Source organism: Pseudomonas asiatica (assembly GCF_040214835.1).
Taxonomy (GTDB): Bacteria; Pseudomonadota; Gammaproteobacteria; order Pseudomonadales; family Pseudomonadaceae; genus Aquipseudomonas; species Aquipseudomonas putida_Z.
This window is the reverse complement of record NZ_CP157874.1, coordinates 2,695,688-2,720,430: the sequence shown is the minus strand read 5'-3', so window position 1 is coordinate 2,720,430 and position 24,743 is coordinate 2,695,688. Positions and strand designations below refer to the sequence as shown.

At 64.2% G+C, this 24,743-nt stretch carries 21 protein-coding genes; 10 read left to right on the top strand and 11 right to left on the bottom strand.

Going from position 1 to position 24,743, the window contains the following annotated elements; all coding sequences use genetic code 11:
- Positions 1–75: 75 nt before the first annotated feature.
- The 4 genes from ABNP31_RS12240 to glaH all read right to left on the bottom strand — a co-directional run bounded on the left by ABNP31_RS12240 (position 76) and on the right by glaH (position 4,942).
- Positions 76–969 (bottom strand): PA4780 family RIO1-like protein kinase, encoded by an 894-nt coding sequence (locus tag ABNP31_RS12240; RefSeq protein ID WP_025338950.1) that lies wholly within the window; start codon positions 967–969, stop codon positions 76–78.
- Between the two features lie 87 nt (positions 970–1,056).
- Positions 1,057–2,448: a GABA permease gene (gene gabP / locus ABNP31_RS12235; RefSeq protein WP_025338949.1), complete on the bottom strand. Its 1,392-nt coding sequence runs from the start codon at positions 2,446–2,448 to the stop codon at positions 1,057–1,059.
- Positions 2,449–2,599: 151 nt separating this feature from the next.
- Entirely contained in the window at positions 2,600–3,850 is a 1,251-nt protein-coding gene (gene lhgO, locus ABNP31_RS12230; RefSeq protein WP_025338948.1) for an L-2-hydroxyglutarate oxidase, read from the bottom strand.
- Positions 3,851–3,964: 114 nt separating this feature from the next.
- Positions 3,965–4,942 carry a glutarate dioxygenase GlaH gene (glaH, locus tag ABNP31_RS12225; RefSeq protein WP_075045100.1) on the bottom strand — a complete coding sequence of 326 codons (978 nt, stop codon included), beginning with the start codon at positions 4,940–4,942 and terminating at the stop codon, positions 3,965–3,967.
- A gap of 195 nt (positions 4,943–5,137) precedes the next feature.
- Between glaH and csiR the strand changes: the two genes are divergently transcribed.
- The 3 genes from csiR to ABNP31_RS12210 all read left to right on the top strand — a co-directional run bounded on the left by csiR (position 5,138) and on the right by ABNP31_RS12210 (position 8,016).
- A complete protein-coding gene (gene csiR / locus ABNP31_RS12220) occupies positions 5,138–5,833 on the top strand; it encodes a DNA-binding transcriptional regulator CsiR (RefSeq protein WP_015270630.1) in 696 nt (231 codons plus the stop codon).
- A 133-nt stretch (positions 5,834–5,966) separates the two neighbouring features.
- Entirely contained in the window at positions 5,967–6,647 is a 681-nt protein-coding gene (locus ABNP31_RS12215) for a response regulator transcription factor (RefSeq protein WP_025338946.1), read from the top strand.
- Positions 6,625–8,016, top strand: a complete 1,392-nt coding sequence (locus ABNP31_RS12210) for a sensor histidine kinase (protein WP_085591211.1) — start codon at positions 6,625–6,627, stop codon at positions 8,014–8,016. The genes ABNP31_RS12215 and ABNP31_RS12210 overlap by 23 nt, the downstream gene beginning before the upstream one ends.
- A 135-nt stretch (positions 8,017–8,151) precedes the next feature.
- Here ABNP31_RS12210 and cysS read toward each other — a convergent pair whose 3' ends face one another.
- Entirely contained in the window at positions 8,152–9,534 is a 1,383-nt protein-coding gene (cysS, locus tag ABNP31_RS12205) for a cysteine--tRNA ligase (protein WP_025338944.1), read from the bottom strand.
- 9 nt (positions 9,535–9,543) lie between these two features.
- Positions 9,544–11,247, bottom strand: a complete 1,704-nt coding sequence (locus ABNP31_RS12200; protein WP_025338943.1) for a glutamine--tRNA ligase/YqeY domain fusion protein — start codon at positions 11,245–11,247, stop codon at positions 9,544–9,546.
- A 247-nt stretch (positions 11,248–11,494) separates the two neighbouring features.
- On the opposite strand from ABNP31_RS12200, the gene ABNP31_RS12195 reads away from it, so the two are divergent.
- Both ABNP31_RS12195 and ABNP31_RS12190 read left to right on the top strand, forming a co-directional pair.
- Positions 11,495–11,995, top strand: a complete 501-nt coding sequence (locus ABNP31_RS12195; RefSeq protein WP_085663668.1) for a peptidylprolyl isomerase — start codon at positions 11,495–11,497, stop codon at positions 11,993–11,995.
- On the top strand, positions 11,992–12,714 hold the full coding sequence (locus ABNP31_RS12190) for a UDP-2,3-diacylglucosamine diphosphatase (protein ID WP_013972909.1): 723 nt from the start codon (positions 11,992–11,994) through the stop codon (positions 12,712–12,714). Before ABNP31_RS12195 ends, ABNP31_RS12190 begins: the two co-directional genes overlap by 4 nt.
- 121 nt (positions 12,715–12,835) lie before the next feature.
- On the opposite strand, the gene pvdQ is transcribed toward ABNP31_RS12190, so the two are convergent.
- Positions 12,836–15,151, bottom strand: a complete 2,316-nt coding sequence (pvdQ, locus tag ABNP31_RS12185) for a bifunctional acylase PvdQ (protein ID WP_350013352.1) — start codon at positions 15,149–15,151, stop codon at positions 12,836–12,838.
- Positions 15,152–15,346: 195 nt separating this feature from the next.
- On the opposite strand from pvdQ, the gene ABNP31_RS12180 reads away from it, so the two are divergent.
- On the top strand, positions 15,347–15,721 hold the full coding sequence (locus ABNP31_RS12180; RefSeq protein ID WP_025338939.1) for a fe2+ zn2+ uptake regulation protein: 375 nt from the start codon (positions 15,347–15,349) through the stop codon (positions 15,719–15,721).
- 36 nt (positions 15,722–15,757) lie between these two features.
- On the opposite strand, the gene ABNP31_RS12175 is transcribed toward ABNP31_RS12180, so the two are convergent.
- The gene (locus ABNP31_RS12175; protein WP_003248064.1) at positions 15,758–15,946 is read right to left on the bottom strand and encodes a hypothetical protein; all 189 of its coding nucleotides are present in this window, start codon (positions 15,944–15,946) and stop codon (positions 15,758–15,760) included.
- A 151-nt stretch (positions 15,947–16,097) separates the two neighbouring features.
- On the opposite strand from ABNP31_RS12175, the gene ABNP31_RS12170 reads away from it, so the two are divergent.
- The 4 genes from ABNP31_RS12170 (at position 16,098) to ABNP31_RS12155 (ending at position 18,542) form a co-directional block, all read left to right on the top strand.
- A complete protein-coding gene (locus ABNP31_RS12170; RefSeq protein WP_085616552.1) occupies positions 16,098–16,556 on the top strand; it encodes a hypothetical protein in 459 nt (152 codons plus the stop codon).
- A 251-nt stretch (positions 16,557–16,807) separates the two neighbouring features.
- Entirely contained in the window at positions 16,808–17,188 is a 381-nt protein-coding gene (locus ABNP31_RS12165; RefSeq protein ID WP_046616589.1) for a Mor transcription activator family protein, read from the top strand.
- Between the two features lie 64 nt (positions 17,189–17,252).
- The gene (locus tag ABNP31_RS12160) at positions 17,253–17,912 is read left to right on the top strand and encodes a DUF2589 domain-containing protein (RefSeq protein ID WP_085663671.1); all 660 of its coding nucleotides are present in this window, start codon (positions 17,253–17,255) and stop codon (positions 17,910–17,912) included.
- Positions 17,913–17,987: 75 nt separating this feature from the next.
- On the top strand, positions 17,988–18,542 hold the full coding sequence (locus ABNP31_RS12155) for a DUF2589 domain-containing protein (RefSeq protein ID WP_025338935.1): 555 nt from the start codon (positions 17,988–17,990) through the stop codon (positions 18,540–18,542).
- A gap of 19 nt (positions 18,543–18,561) precedes the next feature.
- Here ABNP31_RS12155 and ABNP31_RS12150 read toward each other — a convergent pair whose 3' ends face one another.
- From ABNP31_RS12150 to ABNP31_RS12140, 3 genes are read right to left on the bottom strand one after another with little or no spacing between them, the layout of a single operon-like run.
- Positions 18,562–22,236 carry a translocation/assembly module TamB domain-containing protein gene (locus tag ABNP31_RS12150; RefSeq protein ID WP_085663672.1) on the bottom strand — a complete coding sequence of 1,225 codons (3,675 nt, stop codon included), beginning with the start codon at positions 22,234–22,236 and terminating at the stop codon, positions 18,562–18,564.
- Positions 22,233–23,975 carry an autotransporter assembly complex protein TamA gene (locus tag ABNP31_RS12145; protein ID WP_025338933.1) on the bottom strand — a complete coding sequence of 581 codons (1,743 nt, stop codon included), beginning with the start codon at positions 23,973–23,975 and terminating at the stop codon, positions 22,233–22,235. Before ABNP31_RS12145 ends, ABNP31_RS12150 begins: the two co-directional genes overlap by 4 nt.
- A gap of 52 nt (positions 23,976–24,027) precedes the next feature.
- A complete protein-coding gene (locus tag ABNP31_RS12140; RefSeq protein WP_025338932.1) occupies positions 24,028–24,678 on the bottom strand; it encodes a GNAT family N-acetyltransferase in 651 nt (216 codons plus the stop codon).
- Between the last annotated feature and the right edge of the window lie 65 nt (positions 24,679–24,743).

Sequence of the window (24,743 nt, the reverse complement as noted above, 5' to 3'; positions counted from 1 at the left end):
AACCCGCTCCCACAAGTACAGCGCGAATCCTGTGGGAGCGGGTTTACCCGCGAAGAGGCCAGTGCAGGCAACCTATTACTGCAGCCAGGGCGGCGCAGGCTCCTCTGCCCTGGCCGCCCCATGCTCAGCCTCGGCCCGCGCGGCGCGCCGGCGCGCATCATCCAGCCGGGCCGCATCGATCTCGCGCATCACCCCGGCCACGTCAGCCGCATGCTCGTCATCCTCGAACAGCCCCGTCAGCGGGCTGTCCGGGCGCAGTTCGCCCGCCTCGTACAAGGCCCACATTTCCTGCGCATACCGGGTGCTTTTCAGCTCCGGCGCAAAGCGCCCGAAATAATGGGCCATGTTGGCCACATCGCGCTGCAGCATGCTGAAGGCATGGTTGTTGGCCGCTGCATCCACCGCCTGCGGCAGGTCGATGATCACCGGCCCGTCCGGGCCAAGCAGCACGTTGAACTCCGACAGGTCGCCATGCACCAGCCCGGCACACAGCATCAGCACGATCTGGCGAATGACGAAGGCATGGAACGCGCGGGCATCCTCGGCCTCGAGGTGCACGTCGTTCAAGCGCGGGGCCGCGTCACCGTCGGCATCGGTCACCAGCTCCATCAACAGCACGCCGTCCTGGAAATCGTAAGGCTTGGGAACCCTCACGCCAGCGCCGGCCAGGCGGAACAGCGCCGCCACTTCGGCGTTCTGCCAGGCGTCTTCGGCTTCCTTGCGGCCGTACTTGCTGCCCTTGGCCATCGCCCGGGCCTGACGGCTGTTGCGAACCTTGCGGCCTTCCTGGTACTCGGCAGCCTGGCGGAAACTGCGCTTGTTGGCTTCTTTATAAACCTTGGCGCAGCGCACCTGGCTGCCACAGCGCACCACATACACGGCGGCTTCCTTGCCACTCATCAACGGCCGCAGTACTTCGTCGACCAGGCCGTCTTCGATCAGGGGTTCGATTCTTTTGGGTGTCTTCATCAGGCTGCGTTCGGGGTCCTGGCTGTGATGGTGGACATCCTCTCACAGCCTGATGCGACTTGCTCGTCTGTCTTCAGGCCGAACGGCTCAGGCGCCCTGCCCTACGCGGCCAACCACCACCTCGCGCGCCCGACGCCGTGTGACCAGAAGGCCCGAACACACCACCAGCACCGCCAGCACCATGGTCGATACCACTTCCAGGCGGTGATCCGGGCGGAACAGCATCAGCACCAGCACGCCACTGATGAACAGGATCACGCCCCACGTCAGCCACGGGAACAGCCACATGCGGTAGCCCAGTGTCTTGCCCTGTGCAGTCAGGCGCTGGCGCAGGCGCAGCTGGGAAACGGCGATCACCAGGTACACCAGCAAGGCAATGGCGCCGGAGCTTGCCATGAGGAAGCCGAACACCTTGGCCGGTACCAGGTAGTTGGCGATCACCGCCAGGAAAGCTGCGCCAGTGGACAGCAGCACAGCTACCACGGGGGTGCCGCTGCGGCTGGTCACCTGGGCACAGGCCGGCGCATCACCGCGGCGGCTCAGCGAGTAGACCATGCGCGACGCGGTATACAGCGACGAGTTGAGGCAGCTGGTCACCGACGTCAGCACCACGAAATCGATGATGGCCTTGGCATTCGGCACGCCCAGGGTGTCCAGTACCGTGACATAGGAACCTTCGGTGGCCAGGCGCGGGTCGGTCCACGGCACCAGCGCGATGACGATGAAGATCGACAGGATATAGAACAGGGTGATTCGCCAGATCACCGAGTTGGTGGCCTTGGAAATATGCTTGCCCGCTTCGTCGGATTCGGCCGCGGCGATGGTCACCACCTCGGCACCGAGGAACGAGAACATGGTAATCAGCATGGCGCTGAGCACCGCACCAAAACCGTTGGGCATGAAGCCGCCGCTATCCCACAGGCGCGACACGCCGCTGACACCTGAGCCTGGCAGCAGGCCGAAGATGGCGCACACCCCCAGCGCGATGAAACTGACGATGGCCACCACCTTCACCAACGCCAGCCAGAACTCGAACTCACCGTAGTTCTTCACGCTGAACAGGTTGGTGGCAGTCAGCAATAGAGTAATCACCAACGACAAGACCCAGATCTCCAGCTGCGGGACCCAGGAATTGATGATGGTGGCGGCGATATTGGCCTCGATGGGGATGATCAGTACCCAGAACCACCAGTACAGCCAGCCGATGGTGTAGCCGGCCCACTTGCCGATGGCGAGGTCGGCATAGGTAGAGAACGAACCGGTGTCCGGCGAGGCAACGGCCATTTCGGCCAGCATGCGCATCACCAGCACCACCAGCGCGCCGGCCAGGATATAGGCCAGGATGGTGGCGGGCCCTGCTTCGGCAATCGCACGGCCGGAGCCGACGAACAGGCCGGCACCGATCACGCCGGCAATGGACAGCATGGTGACATGCCGGGATTTCAATCCATGACTCAAATTGTTCTTGTGGGTTTGCATGGCGCTACCTTGTTGTTTTTGTCATGCCCACGCAGGGGCCGCCGGCTTGCACGTCACCGACGCAGGCGCGAAAAAGCCCGCCCTGCCCCAGATGGTGAGTAGGGCAGCACGGGTTGAGTAAAACGAAACCGCAGAACGTATTACGGGTAGGTCAGCCGGCAGCCCGCTGACGGGGCGCCAGGTCGGCCTTGGGGAAACTGCCGCCCTGACGGCCGACCTGCTCGCATACCTTGTCGACGATGTAGGCGCCGATCGGGATGGCGGAGGTGGCGGCCGGCGACGGTGCGTTGCACACGTTGACGCTGCGAGCGGTGTTGACGAACAGGAAGTCGTCGATCAGCTTGCCGTCACGCGACACGGCCTGGGCTCGCACGCCGGCCGGGTAAGGCGTGAGGTCGGCCTTGGTGATGCTCGGGCAGTACTTCTGGACCTGCTTGAGGTAGCCACCCTTGAACAGCGAGTTCTTCATCTCGATCAGGCCAGGGCGGAAGTTCTTCGCCAGCACCTTGAGGATGCCGGGGGTGGTCAAGGTCTGGAACAGGTCGCCGGGGCTGACATCGCGCTTGCGGTAGCCCTCGCGCTTCATCGCCAGCACGGCGTTGGGGCCAACGGTGACGGTGCCGTCGATCATGCGTGTCAGGTGCACGCCCAGGAACGGCATGGACGGGTCGGGAATCGGGTAGATCAGGTGGTTGACGATCTGGTTGTGCTGCTTGGGCAGCAGGTAGTACTCGCCACGGAACGGGCAAATGACGAATTCGGTACGCAGGCCCAGCATGCTCACCACGCGGTCGGCCATCAGGCCCGAGCAGGTCACCAGGAAACGGCTGCGCAATTCGTCACCCTGCGTGCGCACGACCACTTCGCTGGCCAGCTCCTGCAAGCCGACCACCTCGGCGCCATAGCGGATTTCACCGCCGGCGCGCTGGAACTCGGCGCCCATGGCCGCAGTCACTTCGGCGTAATTGACGATGCCACTGGAGGGCACGAAGATGCCGCCCATGCCAACGATATTGGGCTCGCGCTCGCGCAGCTCGGCCGCCGACAGCCAGTAGCGCTCCAGGCCATTGGCCGCGGTGCGCTCCCACAGCGCCTTCATGCGCTGCATTTCCAGGTCGTTGGTGGCCACCAGCAGCTTGCCGCACTCATCGAAGCGGATACCGTGCTGGGTGCAGAAGGCCTTGGTGGCCTTGTTGCCTTCCAGGCAGAAGCGCGCCTTGAGGCTGCCGGGGGTGTAATACACGCCGGCGTGGATCACGCCGCTGTTGTGGCCGGTCTGGTGGCGGGCCGGGCCGGACTCTTTCTCCAGCAGGAGAATCTTCGCATCCGGGTAGACCTTGATCAGGTGCATGGCCGTGGACATGCCCACAATGCCACCGCCAATGATGATGAAATCGTACACAGCCTTACCTCACACGCAGGCATTGCCTGACTGGCTCACCAAGGCCCGCGCGGGCCCTGGTGGCATCGTTTTGTGCAAAGGCGCGTGGGCGGGCGCCCGCCCCGCGCCCTGTCATTATTGCCCGCGCTGGTACAGCGGTTTGGGGAAGGCCACGTAGCCGCGCTGGCGCATCAGCTCGCGGCGCAGGCCTTCGTGCGGCGTGAAGCGGTCGCGACCATGCAGCCAGAACAGGTTGTTGATCAGCAGGAAACTACCCACGCCAACCGGTACCGAAAGCTTCTTCTCGCTGCCTTCCAGCGATTCGGACAAGGCGTTCAGCCAGATGCCCTCCTCGTAGTTTTCCGGCTGCACGAACTGGTCGATGTAGCGCATGGTCGGGCGGCCTTCGGCATCGGTGTCGAATACCGAGTGGAACACATCCTCGGACACCTTCTTGCTCGGCGGTGCGGTCCAGCGCATCTCGCGACGGGCCAGCGGGTGGCGGAAGAATTCGTCGCACTGCTCCCAGTCGTCCAGGTGCAGCAGCAGCGAGTTGCCGCCTTCCATGTTCTTTTCGTCGATCTTCAGCATCAGCACGTAGTCGGTGATCTGGTTGACGAAGGTGCCGTCGTTGTGCAGCTCCATGACCCGGTGCGGCTGGCGCAGGTAGCTGTCGGAGTTGTCGGTGTTGACCACCACGAAGCGGGCATAGAACTGGCCACTCATGGCGTCGTAGTTGGAGCGGCCGATCAGGTGTGCGCAGGCGGTGGTGAACTTGACCATGTCCTCGGCCTGGCTCACGTCATCCAGGCCGACCGGGGTGATCAGCATGCCGCCGCTGGCGCGGTTGAGGATGGTATTGAGCAGTACCGGCCGCAGGGTGCCCTGGCACAGCTCGTCGAGGATCTCGCCAACCCGGAAGCGCAGGAACGACTTGTACTCCAGCGCCTGCACCGGCCACTGGGCAACAGCCTGGACGAACGCTTCGACCGTTTCGCGGGCAAAGGTGAGCTCAAGCAGGCGCGGCGACTGTTTCGAGGGGGCGATGGTGAAACCACGCGGTTCGAGCGGCAGTGGCATCACAAGTTCGTCGATCTGCGTAAAAGCGTTCATGGCAGTGTCCTGGCAGAGAAAGTGAGTGGCGCCGTCCGGTCATGACCTGGATCAGTGCGGGCGAGCTAAAATTATCGCCATAAACGCAAAATGTCTACATTTTTATTTTTCACAGACAAAACGCGTGTTTGTCCATTGTTTTTCGCCAGCGAACGCTTTCGGTATGATCGACAAAACCGTTTGAGGAACAGGACCTTGGAAGCGCTCGCCCCCCGACAAAACTCAGCATTCAGCGGGTATGAGAGGCTCAAGAAGGACATCATCCGCGGCGTGTTCAAGCCCGGAGAAAAGCTGCTGATGAGCACCCTGAAGGAACGCTACGACCTGGGCGTGGGCCCGCTGCGCGAAGCACTGTCGCAGCTGGTGGCCGAGCACCTGGTCAACGCGATCAGCCAGAAGGGCTACCGTGTGGCGCCCATGTCGCTGGACGAGATGAACGACATCTACGATGCCCGCGCCAACCTGGAGGCGATGATCATCACCCTGGCCATCGAACGTGGCGACGACGCCTGGGAGGCGTCGGTACTGGCCCACTCGCATACCCTGGCCAAGGTGGTGGAAGTGAAAACCCGCGAGCAACGCCTGGATGTATGGGACGAACGGCACAAGGCGTTCCACACGGCCATTGCCTCAGGCTGCGGCTCCAAGCACCTGCTGCAGGCGCGCACCTATCTGTTCGATCAGGCCGAGCGCTACCGGCACCTGTGGCTGACCCAGACGGTGTTTTCCGAACAGGCCCTGGAGCTCAAGCGCCAGGAGCATGCGGCGTTGGTCGAGGTGATTCTGGCCCGGGACGCCAAGCGCGCCAGCGCCATGATGCGTTCGCACCTGATGACTCCGGTGCCGATCATTGCGCAGATCATGCATGCCGAGGGTATCGGCGCACGCTGAGCGCTTTGCCCTGGCCTGCGCGGCCCTACAAGGGGGCGGTCAGCCGGTCAGGTGGCCAGATGAATTTTTCTTAAATCGCCGTTTGGCTATTCTTTGGCACAATCAAGTCTCCATTAGATGCCCGGGAACCAGCATGCCTCGCGTACTGACCATCGAAGACGACGCCGTCACCGGCCAGGAAATCGTCGCCGAACTTACCAGCCACGGCCTTGAGGTGGATTGGGCCGACAATGGCCGTGAAGGCCTGGCCAAGGCCATTGCCGGCGGCTACGACCTGATTACCCTGGACCGCATGCTGCCCGAGGTCGATGGCCTGACCATCGTCACCACCCTGCGCAGCCTCAAGATCGCTACGCCGATCCTGATGATCAGCGCCCTCTCCGACGTCGACGAGCGGGTACGTGGCCTGCGTGCCGGGGGTGACGACTACCTGACCAAACCGTTCGCCTCCGACGAGATGGCCGCGCGGGTCGAAGTGCTGCTGCGCCGCAACAGCGTGCCCATGACCCAGACCCGCCTGCAGGTCGCTGACCTGCAACTGGACCTGATCAGCCACGAAGCCCGCCGTGGCGAACAGACCCTCAACCTGCTGCCCACCGAGTACAAGTTGCTGGAGTACCTGATGCGCCATAGCGGCCAGGTGATCACGCGGATGATGATTTTCGAGGAAGTCTGGGGCTACCACTTCGACCCGGGCACCAACCTGATCGACGTGCACATCGGCCGCCTGCGCAAGAAAATCGACTCCCCCGGCCAGTCGCCGCTGATCCGTACGGTACGGGGCTCCGGCTATGCCATTGCTGAACCCGTCTAAGGGCTGGAGCTCCTCGACCAGCCGCCTGCTGGCGCTGTACAGCTTTCTGTTCGTGGCCTGGAGCAGCATCCTCATGGGGGTGCTGTACTTCGAGGTGTCCAGCTACCTGAACAAACTCACCCGCCATTCGATGCTGCAGCGCCAGCACCTGTTCGCGCACATGAGCGGCAAACAGCTGGACGACGCCCTGGTCGCCAGCCAGGCCTTCGAAGAGCGCAGCTTCGACGCCTACGGCCTGTTCGACAACCAGCTCAACCCGATCGGCGGGCGCATTCGCGCCATCCCGCCAGAGCTGGGGCTGGACGGCAAGGTTCACGAACTCAAGCGCTGCCTGGACGCCGACGACCCGCACATGCCGCGTGACAGCTGCGACGCGGTGGCGATCAAGGTGCAGGATGGCCGCTGGCTGGTGCTGGTGCGCGACAACGGCTCGCTGTTCGTGGTCACCCGGATCATCCTGCATGCCCTGCTCTGGGGGATCTCGCTGACCCTGATACCGGGCTTTGCCGGCTGGTACCTGCTCAGGCGCCGCCCGCTCAAGCGCATTCGCGCAATCCAGGCCCAGGCCGAGCTGATCGTCGCCGGTGACCTAACCCACCGGCTGCCGCTGTCGGCCCGGCGTGACGAGCTGGACATGCTGGCGGCCATCGTCAACGCCATGCTCGACCGCATCGAGCGGCTGATGCACGAGGTCAAGGGCGTGTGCGACAACATCGCCCACGACCTGCGCACCCCGCTCACCCGCCTGCGCGCCCAGCTGTACCGCATTCGCCAGCAAAGTGACGTCGACTCCACCCAGGCCGAGGCACTGGACCAGGCCATCGGCGAAACCGACACCCTGATGGCGCGTTTTCGCGGTTTGTTGCGCATCAGCGAACTGGAAGACCGCCAGCGGCGGGCCGGTTTCGTCCAGCTTGACCCGCACGAACTGCTGGTGGAGTTGCACGACTTCTACCTGCCGCTGGCCGAAGACGTCGGCATCCGCCTGGAACTGCAGCAGCCAGCCGAATTGCCGGCGTTGCATGGTGACCGCGAACTGCTGTTCGAGGCACTGGCCAATCTGGTGGGCAACGGCATCAAGTTCACGCCCGAAGGTGGGCTGGTGCGGATTACTGCGACGCAGGACGACAAGGGCCTGCGCCTGGCCATCGAGGACAGCGGGCCGGGTATTCCGGAAGAGGAACGGGCGGCAGTGCTGAAGCGCTTCTACCGTAGCGATGAAGGCCACCGCCATGCGGGGTTCGGGCTGGGGTTGTCGATCGTTGCGGCGATCGTCGACCTGCATGGGTTCGGGCTGGAGGTGGGGGAAAGCGAGCTGGGTGGGGCCAGGTTGGTGTTGCACTGCCCGCTTGCGGGGCTGGCCAAATAGAAACGGGGCCGCTTTGCGGCCCATCGCGACACAAGGCCGCTCCTACAGGTATTACGCAAGCATTGAATGCAACGCTATTCCTGTAGGAGCGGCCTTGTGTCGCGATGGGCTGCAGAGCAGCCCCCTTCAAACCGATCAGTCGGCCAGACGCCAGGTAGTCCCACCCTTGCTGTCTTCCAGCACCACACCCATGGCGGTCAGCTGGTCGCGAATGCGGTCGGACTCGGCCCAGTTCTTGTCCGCACGGGCCTGCAGGCGCGCCTGGATCAAGCCCTCGACCTCAGCGGCATCCACCTTGCCTTCGGCACCGGCACGCAGGAAGTCATCGGCTTCCAGCTGCAGCACACCCAGCACATCACCCAGCTCGCGCAGGCGACCGGCCAGGCCGGCAGCGGCCTCAAGGTCGCTGTCGCGCAGGCGGTTGATCTCGCGCACCAGGTCGAACAGCACGGCGCAGGCTTCGGGGGTGCCGAAGTCGTCGTTCATGGCCACGCTGAAGCGCTCGACAAACTCTTCGCCACCCTTGGCCGCCACCCGTGGCAAGCCGCGCAAGGCGTGGTAGAAGCGCTCCAGTGCGCCCTTGGCATCGCGCAGGCTGTCTTCCGAGTAGTTGATCGCGCTGCGGTAGTGGCTGGCCACCAGCAGGTAGCGCACCACTTCAGGGTGGTACTTCTCGAGCACGTCGCGGATGGTGAAGAAGTTGTTCAACGACTTGGACATCTTCTCGCCATTGATCCGGATCATGCCGCAGTGCATCCAGGCGTTGGCGTACTGCTTGCCGGTGGCCGCCTCGCTCTGGGCAATCTCGTTCTCGTGGTGCGGGAACTCCAGGTCGCTGCCGCCACCGTGGATGTCGAAGCTTTCACCCAGGCAGCAGGTGGACATCACCGAGCACTCGATGTGCCAGCCCGGACGCCCCGGGCCCCATGGCGATTCCCAGCTCGGCTCGCCCGGCTTGACGCCCTTCCACAGCACGAAGTCCAGCGGGTCCTGCTTGGCTTCGTCGACCTCGATACGGGCACCGATGCGCAGGTCTTCGATCTTCTTGCGCGACAGCTTGCCGTAACCGACGAACTTGCCGACGCGGTAGTACACGTCGCCATTGCCCGGTGCGTAGGCATAACCCTTGTCGATCAAAGTCTGGATCATCGCGTGCATGCCGGCGATATGGTCGGTGGCACGCGGCTCCTGGTCCGGCGGCAGGATGTTCAGGCGGCGCTCGTCTTCGTGCATCGCGTCGATCATGCGGGCGGTCAGGGCGTCGAAGCTTTCGCCGTTCTCGTTGGCCCGGTTGATGATCTTGTCATCGATGTCGGTGATGTTGCGTACATAGGTCAGCTCGTAGCCGCTCTTGCGCAGCCAGCGGGTGACCAGGTCGAAGGCCACCATGCTGCGGCCATGGCCCAGGTGGCAGTAGTCGTATACGGTCATGCCGCACACGTACATGCGCACCTTGTTGCCATCCAGCGGCTTGAAGGTTTCCTTCGCTTTGCTCAGCGTGTTGTAGATGGTAAGCACGGCGGTTCCTCAGCTGCCCCAGGAGTCACGCAGGGTGACAGTGCGGTTGAACACCGGGCGGCCCGGCTGGCTGTCTTTCAGGTCGGCGCAGAAGTAGCCTTCGCGTTCGAACTGGAAGCGGTCCTCGGGCTGCGCCTGGGCCAGCGACGGCTCGGCACGGCAGCCGCTGAGCACTTGCAGCGAGCCTGGGTTGATGTTGTCCAGGAAGCTGCCGCCCTCCTCGGTCTTTTCCGGGTTCGGCGAGCGGAACAGGCGGTCGTACAGGCGCACTTCGCACTCGACGCTGCCCTCGGCCGGCACCCAGTGGATCACGCCCTTGACCTTGCGGCCTTCCGGGTTCTTGCCCAGGGTGTCCGGGTCGTACGAGCAGCGCAGCTCGACGATGTTGCCGTCGGCATCCTTGACCGCCTCGTCGGCGCGGATCACGTAGCTGCCGCGCAGGCGCACTTCACCGGCCGGTTCCAGGCGCTTGTAGCCCTTCGGCGGCTCTTCCATGAAGTCGTCGCGGTCGATGTACAGTTCACGGGAGAACGGCAGCACGCGCACGCCCATGTCTTCCTTCGGGTGGCGCGGCAGTTCGAGCTGCTCGACCTGGCCTTCCGGGTAGTTGGTGATGACCACCTTCAGCGGGCGCAGCACGCACATGGCGCGCGGTGCGGTGCGGTCCAGGTCGTCACGGATGCTGAACTCGAGCATCGACATGTCGACCACGCCGTCGGAACGGTTGGTGCCGATCATTTCGCAGAAGTTGCGGATCGAGGCCGGGGTGTAGCCACGGCGACGGAAGCCGGACAGCGTCGACATGCGTGGGTCGTCCCAGGCTTCGACGTGCTTTTCGTCCACCAGCTGCTTGAGCTTGCGCTTGGAAGTGATGGTGTAGTTCAGGTTCAGGCGGCTGAACTCGTACTGGCGCGGGTGTGCCGGCACCGGCAGGTTGTCGAGGAACCAGTCGTACAGCGGACGATGCCCTTCGAACTCCAGGGTGCAGATCGAGTGGGTGATGCCCTCGATGGCGTCCGACTGGCCGTGGGTGAAGTCGTAGTTCGGGTAGATGCACCACTTGTCACCGGTCTGGTGGTGGTGGGCATGGCGGATACGGTACAGGATCGGGTCGCGCAGGTTCATGTTCGGCGAGGCCATGTCGATCTTGGCCCGCAGCACGCGCTCGCCATCCTTGAACTCGCCGGCTTTCATGCGGGCGAACAGGTCGAGGTTCTCGTCAACGCTGCGCTCGCGGAACGGGCTGTTCTTGCCCGGCTCCTTGAGGTTGCCACGGTATTCCTTGGCCTGCTCGGGGGTAAGGTCGCAGACGTAGGCCTTGCCGCGCTTGATCAGCTCGACCGCCCAGTCGTGCAACTGGTCGAAGTAGTCGGAGGCGTAGCGCACGTCGCCGGCCCAGTCGAAGCCCAGCCACTTGACATCGCTCTGGATGGCGTCGATGTACTCCTGGTCTTCCTTGGCCGGGTTGGTATCGTCGAAACGCAGGTGGCAGACGCCCCCGAATTCCTTGGCCAGGCCGAAGTTGACGCAGATCGACTTGGCGTGACCGATGTGCAGGTAGCCATTGGGCTCCGGCGGGAAACGGGTGACGATGCTGCTGTGCTTGCCCGAGTCCAGGTCGGCCTGGATGATCGGCCGCAGGAAGTTCGCAGGGACAGCGGGGGCGCCTTTGGCAGCGGCGTTGGGCGCGTTGTCGGCAGTGGGCTTGCTCATAGGATCCTTGAATGCACGTGTCCGGCCTGGGTAGGCCGATTGAATCAAAGGGCCTATCATAGCCGAAGCAGTCAAGCTGCTGACAGCCGGGCCCGGACAAACTGGCGTGATTTATCACGGCTTTTTGCCGCAGCCTGGCAAAATGGCCAGTGCGCGCCATGTGTCGCGATCGCCTGATCCTGCGTCAGGTGATAACCCGCGCCCTGCGCACCCTAATTCCGATTGCCTTGAAAGAGCGAGTTTCAGCATGTCCAAAGTCAAACTGAGCACCAACCACGGCGACATCGTCCTGCAACTGGACGCCGAGAAAGCGCCGCTGACTACCGAAAACTTCGTTCAGTACGTCAAGGACGGCCACTACAATGGCACCGTGTTCCACCGTGTGATCAAGGGCTTCATGATCCAGGGCGGCGGCTTCGAGCCTGGCATGAGCCAGAAGAAGACCCGCGCCAGCATCCAGAACGAAGCCGACAACGGCCTGAAGAACAAGAAGTACAGCATTGCCATGGCCCGTACCATGGAGCCGCACTCCGCCTCGGCGCAGTTCTTCATCAACTCGTCCGACAACGACTTCCTCAACCACAGCAGCAAGAACGTGCAGGGTTGGGGCTACGCGGTATTCGGCGAAGTGATCGAAGGCCGTGAAATCGTCGACGCCATCGAAAAGGTCGCCACCGGCTCCAAGGCTGGCCACCAGGACGTGCCGAAGGACGACGTGGTCATCGAGAAAGCCGAGATCGTTGAGTGATCCTGCTGATCTCCGATCTGCACCTGCAAGAAGAACGCCCGGACATTACCCGGGCGTTTCTTGATCTGCTCGATGGCCGTGCCCGCCACGCCAAGGCGTTGTACATCCTTGGCGACTTCTTCGAAGCCTGGATCGGCGACGACGCCATGACGCCCTTCCAGCAGTCGGTCTGCCAGGCCATGCGGCGGCTGAGCGACAGCGGCACGGCCATCTACCTGATGCATGGCAACCGTGATTTCCTGATTGGCCAGGCCTTCTGCGACGCTGCGGGCTGCACGTTGCTGCACGACCCCAGCGTGATCGAGCTGGGTGGTGAGCAGGTGCTGCTGATGCATGGCGATACCCTGTGCACCCGCGACCTGGCCTACATGAAAATGCGCCGCTTGCTGCGCAACCCGCTGAGCCTGTGGGTGTTGCGGCACCTGCCGCTGTCGGCCCGCTACAAGCTGGCACGCAAGCTACGCAGCGAAAGCCGCTCGCAAACGCGGATGAAGTCCACCGAGATCGTCGATGTCACCCCGGAGGAAGTGCCGAAGGTGATGGCGGCGCATGGTGTACGCACCTTGGTGCATGGGCATACCCATCGACCGGCGATACACAAGCTGGTGGTCGACGGGCAACCGGCACGGCGTATCGTGCTGGGCGACTGGGACCGCCGTGGCTGGGCCTTGCAGGTTGACGAGCAAGGGTTTCAGCTGGCGCCGTTCGAGTTTTCCTGACCGACTGAGTCGCCTTCTTCGCGGGTAAACCCGCTCCCACAGGTATCGTGCCGCTTGCAGCCCTGGTGCAGTACCTGTGGGAGCGGGTTTACCCGCGAAGAGGCAGGCACAGGCTTATACCTCAAGGCCGGTTGACCACCGCCCCCTTGTCCCGCTCACTGATCACCACTTCCCGATACTCCGGGTCAGCCTTGATCTGCGCCTCGGTAAACGGAATCACCGCCAGTTGCCCGGCCGCAAACGCCTTGGTCTGGTCACCGGCATGCACCGAAGCCGCTTCACTCGACTGGGAAAACGCCAACAGCCCACGGGCCTGCGGCCCCTTGTCGGTAAAGCTGACCAGTTGCAGGTAGCTGGTACCACTGACCACCAGCCGCTTGCCCTGCCCGTGCGGCACGCTGTAGATCGCGTTGTACACGCCCAACGCCTGCGGGCCACCCGGCACCGGCGTGCCATCGCTCGCCTGTTGCACCTGCCCCCAGCGCGCCTCCCCTGCCATGCCGCTGTCACGCACCTGCTTGAGCGACGCCAGCGCGGCCTGGTGCAGCAGCTTGCGCACGGCCGCCTGCTCTACCGCCAGCCCGCGCGGGGTGTGCTGCGGGTCGGCCGGGTCGAAGGCCACCCGCCAGCTTTCCGGGTGCTCGGCCAGGGCATCGAACAGGTTCTGGAAATGCACCAGGCCAATGCCGCTGTCCAGGTCAGCCTTGCCATTCCAGGCCACCAGGCTGCTGCATACCGCCCGTACATCCGCATCGGCGCCCTTGCACCACTGCAGCAGGTCAGGCAGTAGCAGGCTGGCCAGGTAGACCTCGTCATCGGTCACCATGCGCTGCAGGTCGTCAACGCCCAGGCGGGTCGTACCCTGCAGGCGTTGCAGGGCAAAGCGGCCACGCATGCCCAGCGGCTGGTCACTGCGGCTGACCAGCGGCGAGTAACCGGTCAGCGGTTGCGCCGGGTTGGCCATCCAGGCCGGGTCGTTGGAGTTCTGCACGAAATCCTCGCGCTCCAGGCTCGGCAGCAGCCGCGCAGGGAAGATCCCCGGCTGCGCGGCCTGCGCATCGACCTTCCACTGGCACGCGCTGCGTGAGCCATCCAGTACCACCAGGCGCCCTTGTGCCTGCGGGTTGCTGCACGCACTGAGCAGTTGCTGATCCACATAAGGCACCACTGACTGGTTCAGGTACAAGGCCTTGCCTGCCGGGTCCACCGCCAGCGTGTTGACCCAGGGTATACCCTGCAGCTGTTCCACCGAGCCTTTCAACGTAGCCAGGCTGTCGGCATGGTTGATCTGGTACCACTGCTGCAACACCCGAGTGTTCTCGAGGTTGGCGTCGCGCAGGCTGTAGGCGGCATGCGCATCCCAGTCCAGGCGACCCGGCCATTGCACCACCGGGCCGAACTGCGAGCTGTAGACCTGGCGCTGTACCTGGCTCAGGCTGCCATCCTCGGCCTTGACCGCAACACTGACGGTTTGCCGGGCCAGCGGCAGCGACTTGCCATCAAGCAGGTAGCGGGTCGGGTCCTTGGGGTCGAGTTGCAGGCGGTACAGGGTGAAGTGCTTCGATGTGTCGACGGTGTGCGTCCAGGCCAGATGCTGGTTGAAACCGATGTTGACCACCGGCAGGCCCGGCAATGCCGCCCCCATCACATCGAGCTGGCCGGGAATGGTCACCTGCATCTGGTAGAAGCGCATGCCCCCCATCCACGGGAAGTGCGGGTTGGCCAGCAACAGGCCGCGGCCATTGGCCGAACGTTTCGCCCCGACGGCCACCGCATTGCTACCGCGTTCCGTGGCAAAACGCTGCTGCCTGGCCAGCGCCGCGGCAAACCCTGCCGGCGCCTGCTGGCTGGCCAGCGTTGGCGGTTGCGCCCCCGCCAGCGCTTCGACGAACTGCCCGACACCGCCTTCGGCGAGTAGCCGGCGGGTCAGCTTGATCAGGTCCTCGCTGCTGATCGGCCGCAGCCACTCGCCGTTGCCACATTCGGCAGGCAACCCCTGGCTGCGGCGCTCGGCCAGCGCCCGGTTGTAGCCGCTGGCATAACCTGCCAGCAGCGCCTGTACTGGCGCTGGCTGCGCCTGCAAGAACGCCTCGACTGCCGCCGGCGTGTTGAGCCAGGCGAAGAACACATCGCTGGCCAGGTTGTCACGCTGCTCCAGGGTCTTGCCCTTGGCACCGAAGTAGCGTGAGCGCTCGCCACTCACGGTCAGCACTTCATTGGCCAGCAGACACAGGTTGTCCTGGGCGTAGGCGTAGCCGATGCCATAGCCCAGGCCGCGCTCGTCCTTGGCCACGATGTGCGGCACCCCGTAACTGGTTCGGCGAATCTGCGCACTGGCATCGGCGGCGGCGGACTGCACCGGCGCTGCGCCGACGCTGAAGGCTACCAGGGCGGCAGCCAGGCCAGCGCAAGTCATGGGACGGGAAAGTGGAAACACGGGCACTCCTCGGGTTCGGGGGTCATCCCGATCAGACGAATGGCCAGATGAAAATTTTACGTATTACCAGGCAATGGAACGTCTTGAACAGAACCAGGCTTTTTTTTGCGCGTGGGCTGCAGTTTTTCCGTTCTCATTCGTCCTAGTAAGTGAGGCACCCAAATTTCGGGTTCGTCCACGAAAAGGAGCATTCACATGTACAACCCGCAACCCTCGATCCAGGCTGGGCGCGTCCCAGGCAAAGCGCCCAGGGAACAGGACGTTTTTGCTGACGAACGCATCGGCAACGAACAGATCCGCGAGCTGTTGCGCAGTTTCGGCCTGCGTACCAGCCTGATCCGCCTCAAGGTCATCGATGCCTTGCACGCCGCCGACCGCAATGGCCGCAGCATTGGCGTGCGCGGCGTGCACGCGCAACTGGAACAGCTGGATATCCCGCTGTCGTTCCTCAGCGTGCGCGAAGTGCTCAAGCGGCTGTGCAGCGAGGGCGTCATCCAGCTGGGCAGCGACAAATGCTACAGCCTCGACCCGCAGGCGCGCGCCGTGCTGGAGCGAACGCCTGTGCGCTGAGCGCATGGCCGGCCATGACTGGCCGGCCCGCCAGGATCAGGGCTTGACCTTGCGCCGCAGGATGCCGTTGATCACCACGACCACCACGGCGATGGCGATGGCCAGCATCTGGAAGGTCTGCTCACTGATCGTGCCCTGCTTCTGCAGGTGGGACAGGCCCAGCATCAGGCCCAGTACCACCAGGATGATCAGAAGGGAATATTTGAGGCGCTGCACGTGTGTCATCGAAGGTTCCTTGCAACATCAGGGGCAAATGGCTCGCAACGAGCCGCGGCAATGATACAACGGCCACCGGCCCCGGCGCTGCATTTCCTGCTGGGTGGGGCGGCGCCTGCCTGAAAGCATGGGGCTCCCAAGCACCCATGCCGGAGGCACCATGTACAAACCCCTTCTGTTCGCGTCGCTATTGCTGACGCCCTTTTCCCTTCATGCGCTGGACACCCGCCAGACCTCGGCCGAGCAACTGCTCGAACTGGGCCGCGAACTGGCTGGCCAAGCTGGCGCCAGCCAATGGCAACAACTGTGGCAGCGCGTGCGCCAGGCCGGTTACCTGCAGGCAAAAGGTGCGTCGGTGCATTTCAGTGTCCCCCTGGCGCAACTGCCCGAACTGGCCCGGCAAACCCTGGCCCAGGCCGACCAGGTACAAGCACAGCAGCAGACCCAGGCACTGTACCGCCGCAGCTTTGCCGACCAGGTCATCGGCCACCGTGACGGGCAGCCGCTGCATGCGCTGTGCCTGCTGGTCGATTGGCGCACGCTGCCACAAGGCATGCGCGACTCCCCCCAGGCCTACCTGCGCAGCGCCAGCCTGCTGAGCAGCTATCCGTGCGATTGAGGGTTACCACACCCAACGCGCTGCACAGGGAGTGACGTGATGGGAAATCACCCGCCACAGCCAAATGTTGAAGCCATGTCCTACAACGCCGGATATCGCTGCCTGCAAAACCTGTTCGCGGAAGCTACAAGCCCCAACCCATATGGCGCCTAGCTACATGCCTCGGCTGTCACAGAAAATCCAGCCACACCTTCGACATAACGCCGCTGGTGATCGGTTAGCACAGCCCATCCGTCCCGAAGGAGCGCCATATGCAACTGCCAGACTTGAGCCACATCGATATCAGCCAACTGCCCCACTCGCTGCAGGCCCTGATCGACTGCATCGGCATCGACAACGCCTACCAGCTGACCTGCGCCTACGGCGGCAGGCCCAAGTACATCCCCAAGCACCGCGAGCGCACCAAGCTTGCCGACGTGTTGCCGGCCGAAGCGCTCGACGCACTGATCAAGCGCTTTGCCGGTGTCGCCCTGGAAATTCCCAAGGCTGACCATTTCATGCGCCAGTTGCGCAACCTGCAGATCCAGAAGGAAAGCGCCAGCGGCTTGTCTCGCAGCCTGCTCGCTGACAAGTACGGCCTGAGCCTGCGCCAGATCGGCAACATCCGCCGCCAGGAACATTGCGCGCGCTGAAGCCCAGGCATCGTGACCACGATTGATAGCCACGTTTTTAACCCAACCAGAAGAGAACCCAGCAATGTCGATAGATAACAGCCTCATCGGTTCCGTAATCAATGCCTTGCCGATGGACCGCATGATCGCAGGCCCCCTGCAGGCCATGGTCCAGGCCCAGGTCACCGCCAGCAAATCCTACGCCGACTTCCTGATGCAGGTGTGCGTCCAGGACGGCAAGGCCGTGGCCATCCAGTTCGACTACGACGAAACCATCGTCGACGAACAAGGCGAGTACAAGGGCGTGGTCAGCAAGACCATGAAAGTGCCGCTGGTGGCAGCCATCACCCACCCGAACATTTCCATCGAAGAAGGTAATGTCGAGTTCGAACTGGTCATCAACCAGATGTCGGAAGACGTTTCCAGCAAGGACATGAATGCCGAGGCAAGCGGTTCGCTGGGCTGGGGGCCGTTCAGGCTCAACGTGAAAGGCAGCGTCAGCCACAAGTCCACGCAAACCCGCAAGACTGACACCCGCGCCCGCTACGCCTTCAACACGACCTTGAAACGCCAGGACCCGCCTGAAGCGATGATGCGGGTGATCGACTTCCTGACCGACGCCGCGACAAAGCCGACCGTGGTCAAAACCGCCACACTGGAAAGCCAGGACTTGATTTCCCAGGCCGATACCTTGAAGAACCCTGCGGCCGACGGCGCTCCGGCCCTCGGCGCCGCCACCTCTTGAGGCGCACCTCCCCGCCCCGAACAGCCCCCCTGACCAGCAACAGGGGGGCACCACCTGGCCTGAGGAGTCGAAGCATTGGATAAATCCCCCGCCCCCATGACTTCCATCGACCTGCGCGAAATCACCCGTGGCCTGCAGGAAGCCGCCAGTGCTACCAACAGCCTGATCGCGCAGCAGTACATCAACCTGTTCGACCAGTTCTTCGAATGCGACACCGAAGCGTTGGGCGCGCCCATGAAAGCCAAGATGGTCGAAGTGGCCATGGACGGCCAGCACATCATGCGCGTACCGCTGTTCGCGCTGGTGTCGCCCAAGGGCCTGGCCCTCGAGCGCATGCAGGTCGACCTTTCGGTACGGGTCAAAGGCACCGAAGCACAGCAGGCACTGTTGACCGCAGGCGAAAACAAGGCGGCCAGCTTCAAGGTCACCATCGGTGGCCAAAGCCGTCAGGGCGACAACCGTGACCCCGATGAAGTGCAGATCCGCATGCAGTTCCAGGCCAGCGAACCACCAGAAGCCCTCAACCGGCTGATCGAGGAGTACACCAGCCTGATCATCCCGGTACGCGCCCCCAGCCCGCCGCCCTCGCCCGACACCAATGAGTTCATCGAGGCGGCCATCGTCCGTTGACGGCCGCCCCCGCGACGGCTCAGAAGTCGCGCTTGTAGAAGATGTCCAGTGAGCTGGCCAGCCCGCTGGCAGCCTCGAGGTACACCTTCTTGCTCAGCTTGTAGCGCAATGCAATGGTGTTCGCAGGCTCGAACACCCCCACCCCATAGCGCAGGCTCAGTTTCTCGGTGAGGTTGCCGCTGGCGACCACGCTGGTGGTATTGCCCGAACCTTCGGTGTCCAGCTGGAAGTCGTCGATACCCAGGCTCGAGGCCAGGCTGCCGGTGATCCCGGCGCTACCCGCCAGGCCCAGGCCCAAGGCCGCTTCGGCAAGCATGTTGTTGTCTTCGCCTGACGCGCCCAGAGGCCGCCCCAGTACCAGGTAGGACAGCGCCTGCTCCTGGCTCATGGCCGGCTCCGAGAACACTTTGCTGGTGGGCTGCTCGGCACTGCCGCTCAGGCGGATACCGGCAATCACGTCGTCGACCTTGCGGATCGCTTCAATGTCCAGGTACGGCTGGTCGATCGGGCCTGCGAACAGCAGCCGCGCACGGCGAATGGTCAGGCGCTGGCCGTAGGCACGGTAGCGGCCGTCGGCCAGGCTCAGCTCGCCACGGGTGTCGAGGTTGTCGCCGATGTGCACATGGCCGAGCAGGTTGGCCTTGAGGCCAAAGCCACTGAACGAAAGCTTGTCGCGGCCCACTTCGACATCGATGTCCATGGCCATCGCCATGGGTGGCTTGCCCTCTTCGGTCCGGTGGCCAACGATCACCGTGTCATCCGAGACCTTGACGGTGGACGGTGGCAGCTCGCGTACAGTGATCGTGCCCTTGGGCACCTGTACCTTGCCGGTCACCGCCAGCTTGTCGTCGATCAGGCGCAAGGTCAGGTCCGGGGCCACCTCCAACGTCGCATAGGGCTCGACAGTGACGGGCAGTTGCTGGCCCTGCAGACGCAGGTCCATGCCCAGGGCCTGGCCCCAGGTGAGGTTGCCATTCAACTGGCCACGCCCCGCCTCGCCACTGCGCCAGCCGCCATTGAGCTGTACCTGCTCGCCGGCAATCAATGCCTGCAATGACAGGTCCTCGAGGCTGACCGGCAGTTCGGCGCCACTGACTTCGCCGCCGCTGAGCATCAGGTTGCCGTTGACCTGCGGCGCCAGCAAGGTGCCCGACAGCCGGCCACTGCCATTGAGCTGCCCGGCCAGGCGCTCGACCATAGGCACGAACGGGCGCGCCACCGACAGGTCGAGGCCGGCCAGGCGGAAATCACCCGACAGCGGTTTGTTCTTGCCAAGTGGATCGAGGCGGGTGTTGACGTTCAGCTCGCCCAGGCGCTCGCCGCGGAACGCCAGGCGGGTATCGATGCGCCGTGGCGCCAGCGTGCTGTCCAGGCGCAGGGCCTGGTACGGGAAGTCGACCCAGCGGTCCTTGTCGCGCACGCGCAGGGTACCGCCACTGGCGTCGACGACGATGTTGCCCTTGGGGCCGCTGGCCGGGATATCCAGATTGATGTCGGCATTGAGCAGGCCCTGCCAGGCGAAGTCCTTCGGCAGCCACTGGGCCAGGCTGTCCAGCGGGAACTGCTTTAGGTGGTAGCGCAAGCGTGGCTCGGGGGCCAGGCGCTGGTCGTCGCCACACAAGCTGGCCTGGCCGGAGCGCCAGCAGTGCGCAGCAAAGTCCAGCTGGCCGCTGGCCAGCCGCTGCAGGCGCGCCGGTGCCTGCAACTGCCAGTCCTGGCCGCCGGCCTGGATCCGCCCACTGGCCAGGCGCCCACGCCAGTCACCCTTGTTCAACTGGCCATCCAGGCCGAGGTCGAGCTTGAGCTGCGGGCCGTCCAGCGCCAGGGTCAACGCTTGCTGGCGAATGTCGCCTTTGCCATGGGCCTGCAAGGTGCCCAATGCCGTGTCACCCAGGTGAATGCCGCTGGCCTTGAGTTCGATCACGCCGCGCTGGGCGTTGTCCAGGCGGGCATCCAGGTCCAGCTGCTGCAAACGGTTTTCCGCCTGGGCCAGCCGCTGGCCCTGCAGGGTCAGCGTACCTTGCGGGGCTTGCAAGGTGCCGGCGACGTCCAGCCGGCCCTTGACCTGGCCCTGCAACCTTGGCCACAACTGGCCCAGGCGCGGCAGGTCGAGGTCGACCCGCCCGGCCAGGCGCTGTTGCAGGCTGCCACTGCCATTGATGCGGTTATCCCCCAGCTGGATTGCCAGGGCGCCCAAGGTCCAGCTCTGCCCTGCCCCCTGGGCCTCGACCTTGAGCATTGCCGGCTGGCCGCGCAGGCGGCCTTTCAGGTCAAGCTGGGCATCGAGGCTCAGGGCGTCGCCTTTCATCTCGCCTTTGCTGCGCAGCGGCCCCGCCAGGGTACCCGGCAGCTCGGCCAGCCAATAGGCCGGGTCGAGCGCCGACAACTGCAGGTCGACATCCCATGCCAGGGTGTCGGCAAAGCGCACGGCGACACTGCCGGCAGCCTTGCCTTGCCCGGCGCTCAGCGCCAACTGCGGCAGCTTCACCTGGCTCAGGTCACCTTCGAACGGGCTGGTCAGGCTGAACGCGCCGGCCGGGCCATCCAGGTCGCCATTGAAGGTGCCCTGGTAGTTGCCATCGCGATAATGCACCTGGGCCATGAAACGCTTGAGGGTGACCTCGGGCGGCGTCTCCAGTGGATACAGGCGCAGCCACGGAAAGTCCTGCCAGTCCAGTCGGGCGTCGGCGACCAGGCCTTGCTGCCAGTCAGCCGTGGCTTGCAACTTGACCCGCTGGGTATCGCTGGCGTTCAGGTCCAGGGCATCGAGCCTGGCGCCTTTGCTGTCGACCAGCCCGGACAACAGCAAGGCGATCGGCGACTGCTCGGCCGGCAGGCTGGCCGACCCCGACAGTTGATAGCCCTTGAGCAGGTCGCCCCGGGCGTCAAGCTTGAGCTGGTTGAACTGCACGGTGTCGGGCAACGAGGCGGCCGGCTTGAATGCCTCGGAGCGGATCTGCAAGGTCGCCGGCAGGTGCTCGGCCAACGCCTGCAATTGCCCGTTCAGCGTGGCGTCAAGGTAACCACTGCTGGTGCCGGCGAGTTTCAGGGTTTTCTGCAACTCGCCGGTGGCGGTCAGCGCCAGCTGCCACGGTTTGCCGTCTACCGCTGGCAGTTGCAGCTGCGCCTGGAGTTGCACCGGCCAGTCAGCTTCGGGCTGCAGGTCGCCCTGCAGGTTCAATTGCAGGTCATCGCGCTGCAGGTGCAGGCTGTCGATGCGCAGCCCGGTATTGGTCCAGTGCGCCGCCAGTTGCAAGTCGCCAAGCAGGTCGCTGCCATCCAGGCGCAACTGGCCAACCTTGACCTCACCCAGTTCGATGGCCAGCGGCAAGCGCAGGGCTGGCAACTGCAGCGGGCCGCTGTCGGCCGATTCGGCGCTGGGCGCAAAGGCCATGTCGATGCGCTGCGCCTGCAACTGGTCAATGCACAAGGTAGAGCGCAGCAGGCATGCCGGCGACCAAGCCAGCAGCGGTGCCTGCACCTCTACCGTGCTGCCGGCATCGGCCCAGCTCAGCCGGCTGGCTTGCCAGCTACCGGCCAGGCGGCCCTGGAAGTCAGCCACCTCAAGCCCGGGCACCTTGCCCAGCACCCAGCGGCTGCCGGCCTCGGTCCCCAGCAGCAGGCCGAGTGCCAGGCCCAGGCTTGCGGCTACCCCGAGCAGGCCCGCCAGAATGTACTTGATCACGCGTTTCACAGCTCAGGCCCCATGGAAAAGTGCAGGCGAATTCCCCCTTCATCATCCAGCGCCTTGGCCAGGTCCAGGCGCAGCGGCCCGACCGGCGACACCCAGCGCACGCCAAAACCGACACCGGTCTTGAGGCTTGGCAGCTCCAGGTCGTTGAACGAGTTGCCCTGGTCGACGAAGGTTGCCAGCCGCCACTTTTCGGTCAGCGAATACTGGTACTCGACACTGCCGGCGACCAGGTAGCGCCCGCCAATGCGGTCGCCGTCGCTGTTCTTCGGCGACAGGGTCTGGTAGTCATAGCCACGCACGCTCTGGTCGCCACCGGCGAAGAAGCGCAGCGACGGCGGAATGTTGTTCTTGAAGCCATTGGTCGCGCTGCCACCGAACTGCACCCGGCCGAGCAAGCGGTGGTCATGGCCAAGCGTGGTCAGGCCCTTGAGCAGCACGTTGCCATGCAGCAGGTTGGTGTCCGAGACCAGCCCTTCCTTGGCCACCTGTACATCGAACTGCAGGCGGTAGCCGTTATGCGGGTCGATTCGGTTGTCACTGCGCAGGAAGGAGTAGCTCACCCCCGGCATCAGCAGGTTGCTCAGCCCGGAGTCATCACCCAGGCGGTACTCCTCGCGCTGGTACTTGAGGGAAATCACCCGCTGCCAGCCGCTTGGCAGTTTGCTGTGCCACTCGGGGCCCACCGTCAGCAGTTTGCTGAGGGTGTCGGTGCCGGCAATTTCTTCGTTCTGGTAGCCGCCGGCAAAGCGCAACTTGTCGGTCAGCGGCGGGTCGAGCGGGATGTCGTACCAAAGGCCGACGTTCTGCCGGGGCGCCGACAGTTCGGTTTCCCAACCGTAGCTATGGCCCTGCGGGTTGACCCAGTGGCGGGTCCAGTTGGCCTTGCCGCGCGGCCCGACGTCGGTCGAGAAGCCCAGGCCCAGGCCCATGGTGCGGGGTTTGCGGGTTTCCAGGCGGACATCCACGGGGATTTCTTCGCCCACGGCGGCGGTGGGCGCCGCATCCACGCGCACGCCTTCGAAGTAGCCGCTCGATTGCAGGTCATTGTTCAGCTCGGCAATCAGTTCCGAGTCGTAAGGTGTACCCGGCTTGAACGAGACCATGCGCTGCAGCAGGTCGTCGTCCAGCGGTGTGTCGCCACCAAAGGTGACGGCGCCCAGGTGATAGCGCGGGCCGCTCTGGTAGACCAGTTCGATATCGGCCACACCCGCCTGGGGGTCGACCGCCAGGCGCTGGCGGCTGAAGCGCCCACTGAAGAAGCCATAGCGCGACGCCTGGTTCTGAATCAGCCGCTTGGCATCTTCGTAATGGCCATGGTTGAGTTGTTCGCCGGCGCGCAGGGCCTTGCTGTCGGGCACGCGAAAGGCCTTCATCTCGCTGGCGGGGCCTTCGATGCGTACGGTCACGTTGCGCAGGCGAATCGGCTCGCCGGGGTCGATGGTGATGATCAGTTGCGGGGAACGGTCAGCCTCGCTGGCGGGCTTGACCTCTGTGTCGATCTGCGCCTGGTAGTAGCCAAGTGCCTGCGCGGCTTTGCGCGCCTGCTCCTGGGCGCCGCGACTGAAGCGCAGCAGCGCTTCTTCATCGCGGTCGCCAAGGGAACCGATATAGCCTTCGACATTGGCCTTGAGCGCCTTGTTGGCCGGTTTGACCTTCACCAGCAACTCGCTCTGGCCCCATGCTGCGAAACTGGCGACCCAGATAACCAGGCCCCAGGTCAATCTTCCTGAATACGTCATGCGGCGCATGCTACCAGAGCCGGGCGCTCAAGGGAGCCGCCGCGCCGTCTGCTCAGGCAAAAGCAGAATTGGAAGAGACCGGATTGGGATGGAAGAACACCCTCTCACGGATTGGTCCTACAGCCACCTCGCCAATTTCCTCATAACCCTGGCGCTGGTAAAAGGCCAGGTAGTGCTCGTTGCCGGTGTCCAGCACCACACCCTGGGTACCAGGGTCGTCTGCGCACCAGTCATGCACAGCTTGTAACAATTGCTCGCCGTAGTGCTTGCCCTGAAATTGCGGGTGCACGCCCAACAGCGGCAGCACATGCACCTCGTCGGTGGGCAGGCAGGTGGCCAGGGCGGCCTGGTAGTCCATGTAACGGCGCGTACAGCGCAGGCCGGTGCCCATCATCATGCGCAGGCGCCAGGCCCAGCTGTCGGCCACGCCCAGCCGGCGCAGCGGCGGCACGATCAGGGCCAGGGCGATCAGGCGGTCCTCCACCAGCAGGCCGATGGCGGGCAGTTGCAAGTAGAAGTGCTGGCGTACCCACTCGCGCACCATCACCCGCAGGCGCCGCTCATAGCCTGGGCGCTGGGCCTCGAAGATATAGGCGAAGGTAGGTTCGTGACGGTAGGCGTTGTACAGCAGCGAACGCGCCTCGCGGCTGTAGCCGTCATCGAGCAGGCAGACACGGGCCGGAGCGGCAGTGGTTTCGGGCATTGCGGGCAGTCCTCCTGGAATGGGCTTACAGTGCCCTGGGAAGGACGTTAGCAGCAGGCTCCCGA

Bases quoted from the DNA above. Each gene is read 5' to 3' on its own strand.
- ABNP31_RS12210 (WP_085591211.1), top strand. From the start codon at position 6,625: ATGCCATTGCTGAACCCGTCTAAGGGCTGGAGCTCCTCGACCAGCCGC.
- ABNP31_RS12140 (WP_025338932.1), bottom strand. From the start codon at position 24,678: ATGCCCGAAACCACTGCCGCTCCGGCCCGTGTCTGCCTGCTCGATGAC.
- glaH (WP_075045100.1), bottom strand. From the start codon at position 4,942: ATGAACGCTTTTACGCAGATCGACGAACTTGTGATGCCACTGCCGCTC.
- ABNP31_RS12175 (WP_003248064.1), bottom strand. From the start codon at position 15,946: ATGACACACGTGCAGCGCCTCAAATATTCCCTTCTGATCATCCTGGTG.
- ABNP31_RS12160 (WP_085663671.1), top strand. From the start codon at position 17,253: ATGTCGATAGATAACAGCCTCATCGGTTCCGTAATCAATGCCTTGCCG.
- ABNP31_RS12195 (WP_085663668.1), top strand. From the start codon at position 11,495: ATGTCCAAAGTCAAACTGAGCACCAACCACGGCGACATCGTCCTGCAA.
- gabP (WP_025338949.1), bottom strand. From the start codon at position 2,448: ATGCAAACCCACAAGAACAATTTGAGTCATGGATTGAAATCCCGGCAT.
- ABNP31_RS12145 (WP_025338933.1), bottom strand. From the start codon at position 23,975: ATGACGTATTCAGGAAGATTGACCTGGGGCCTGGTTATCTGGGTCGCC.
- ABNP31_RS12165 (WP_046616589.1), top strand. From the start codon at position 16,808: ATGCAACTGCCAGACTTGAGCCACATCGATATCAGCCAACTGCCCCAC.
- ABNP31_RS12200 (WP_025338943.1), bottom strand. From the start codon at position 11,247: ATGAGCAAGCCCACTGCCGACAACGCGCCCAACGCCGCTGCCAAAGGC.
- ABNP31_RS12170 (WP_085616552.1), top strand. From the start codon at position 16,098: ATGTACAAACCCCTTCTGTTCGCGTCGCTATTGCTGACGCCCTTTTCC.
- ABNP31_RS12180 (WP_025338939.1), top strand. From the start codon at position 15,347: ATGTACAACCCGCAACCCTCGATCCAGGCTGGGCGCGTCCCAGGCAAA.
- ABNP31_RS12215 (WP_025338946.1), top strand. From the start codon at position 5,967: ATGCCTCGCGTACTGACCATCGAAGACGACGCCGTCACCGGCCAGGAA.
- ABNP31_RS12240 (WP_025338950.1), bottom strand. From the start codon at position 969: ATGAAGACACCCAAAAGAATCGAACCCCTGATCGAAGACGGCCTGGTC.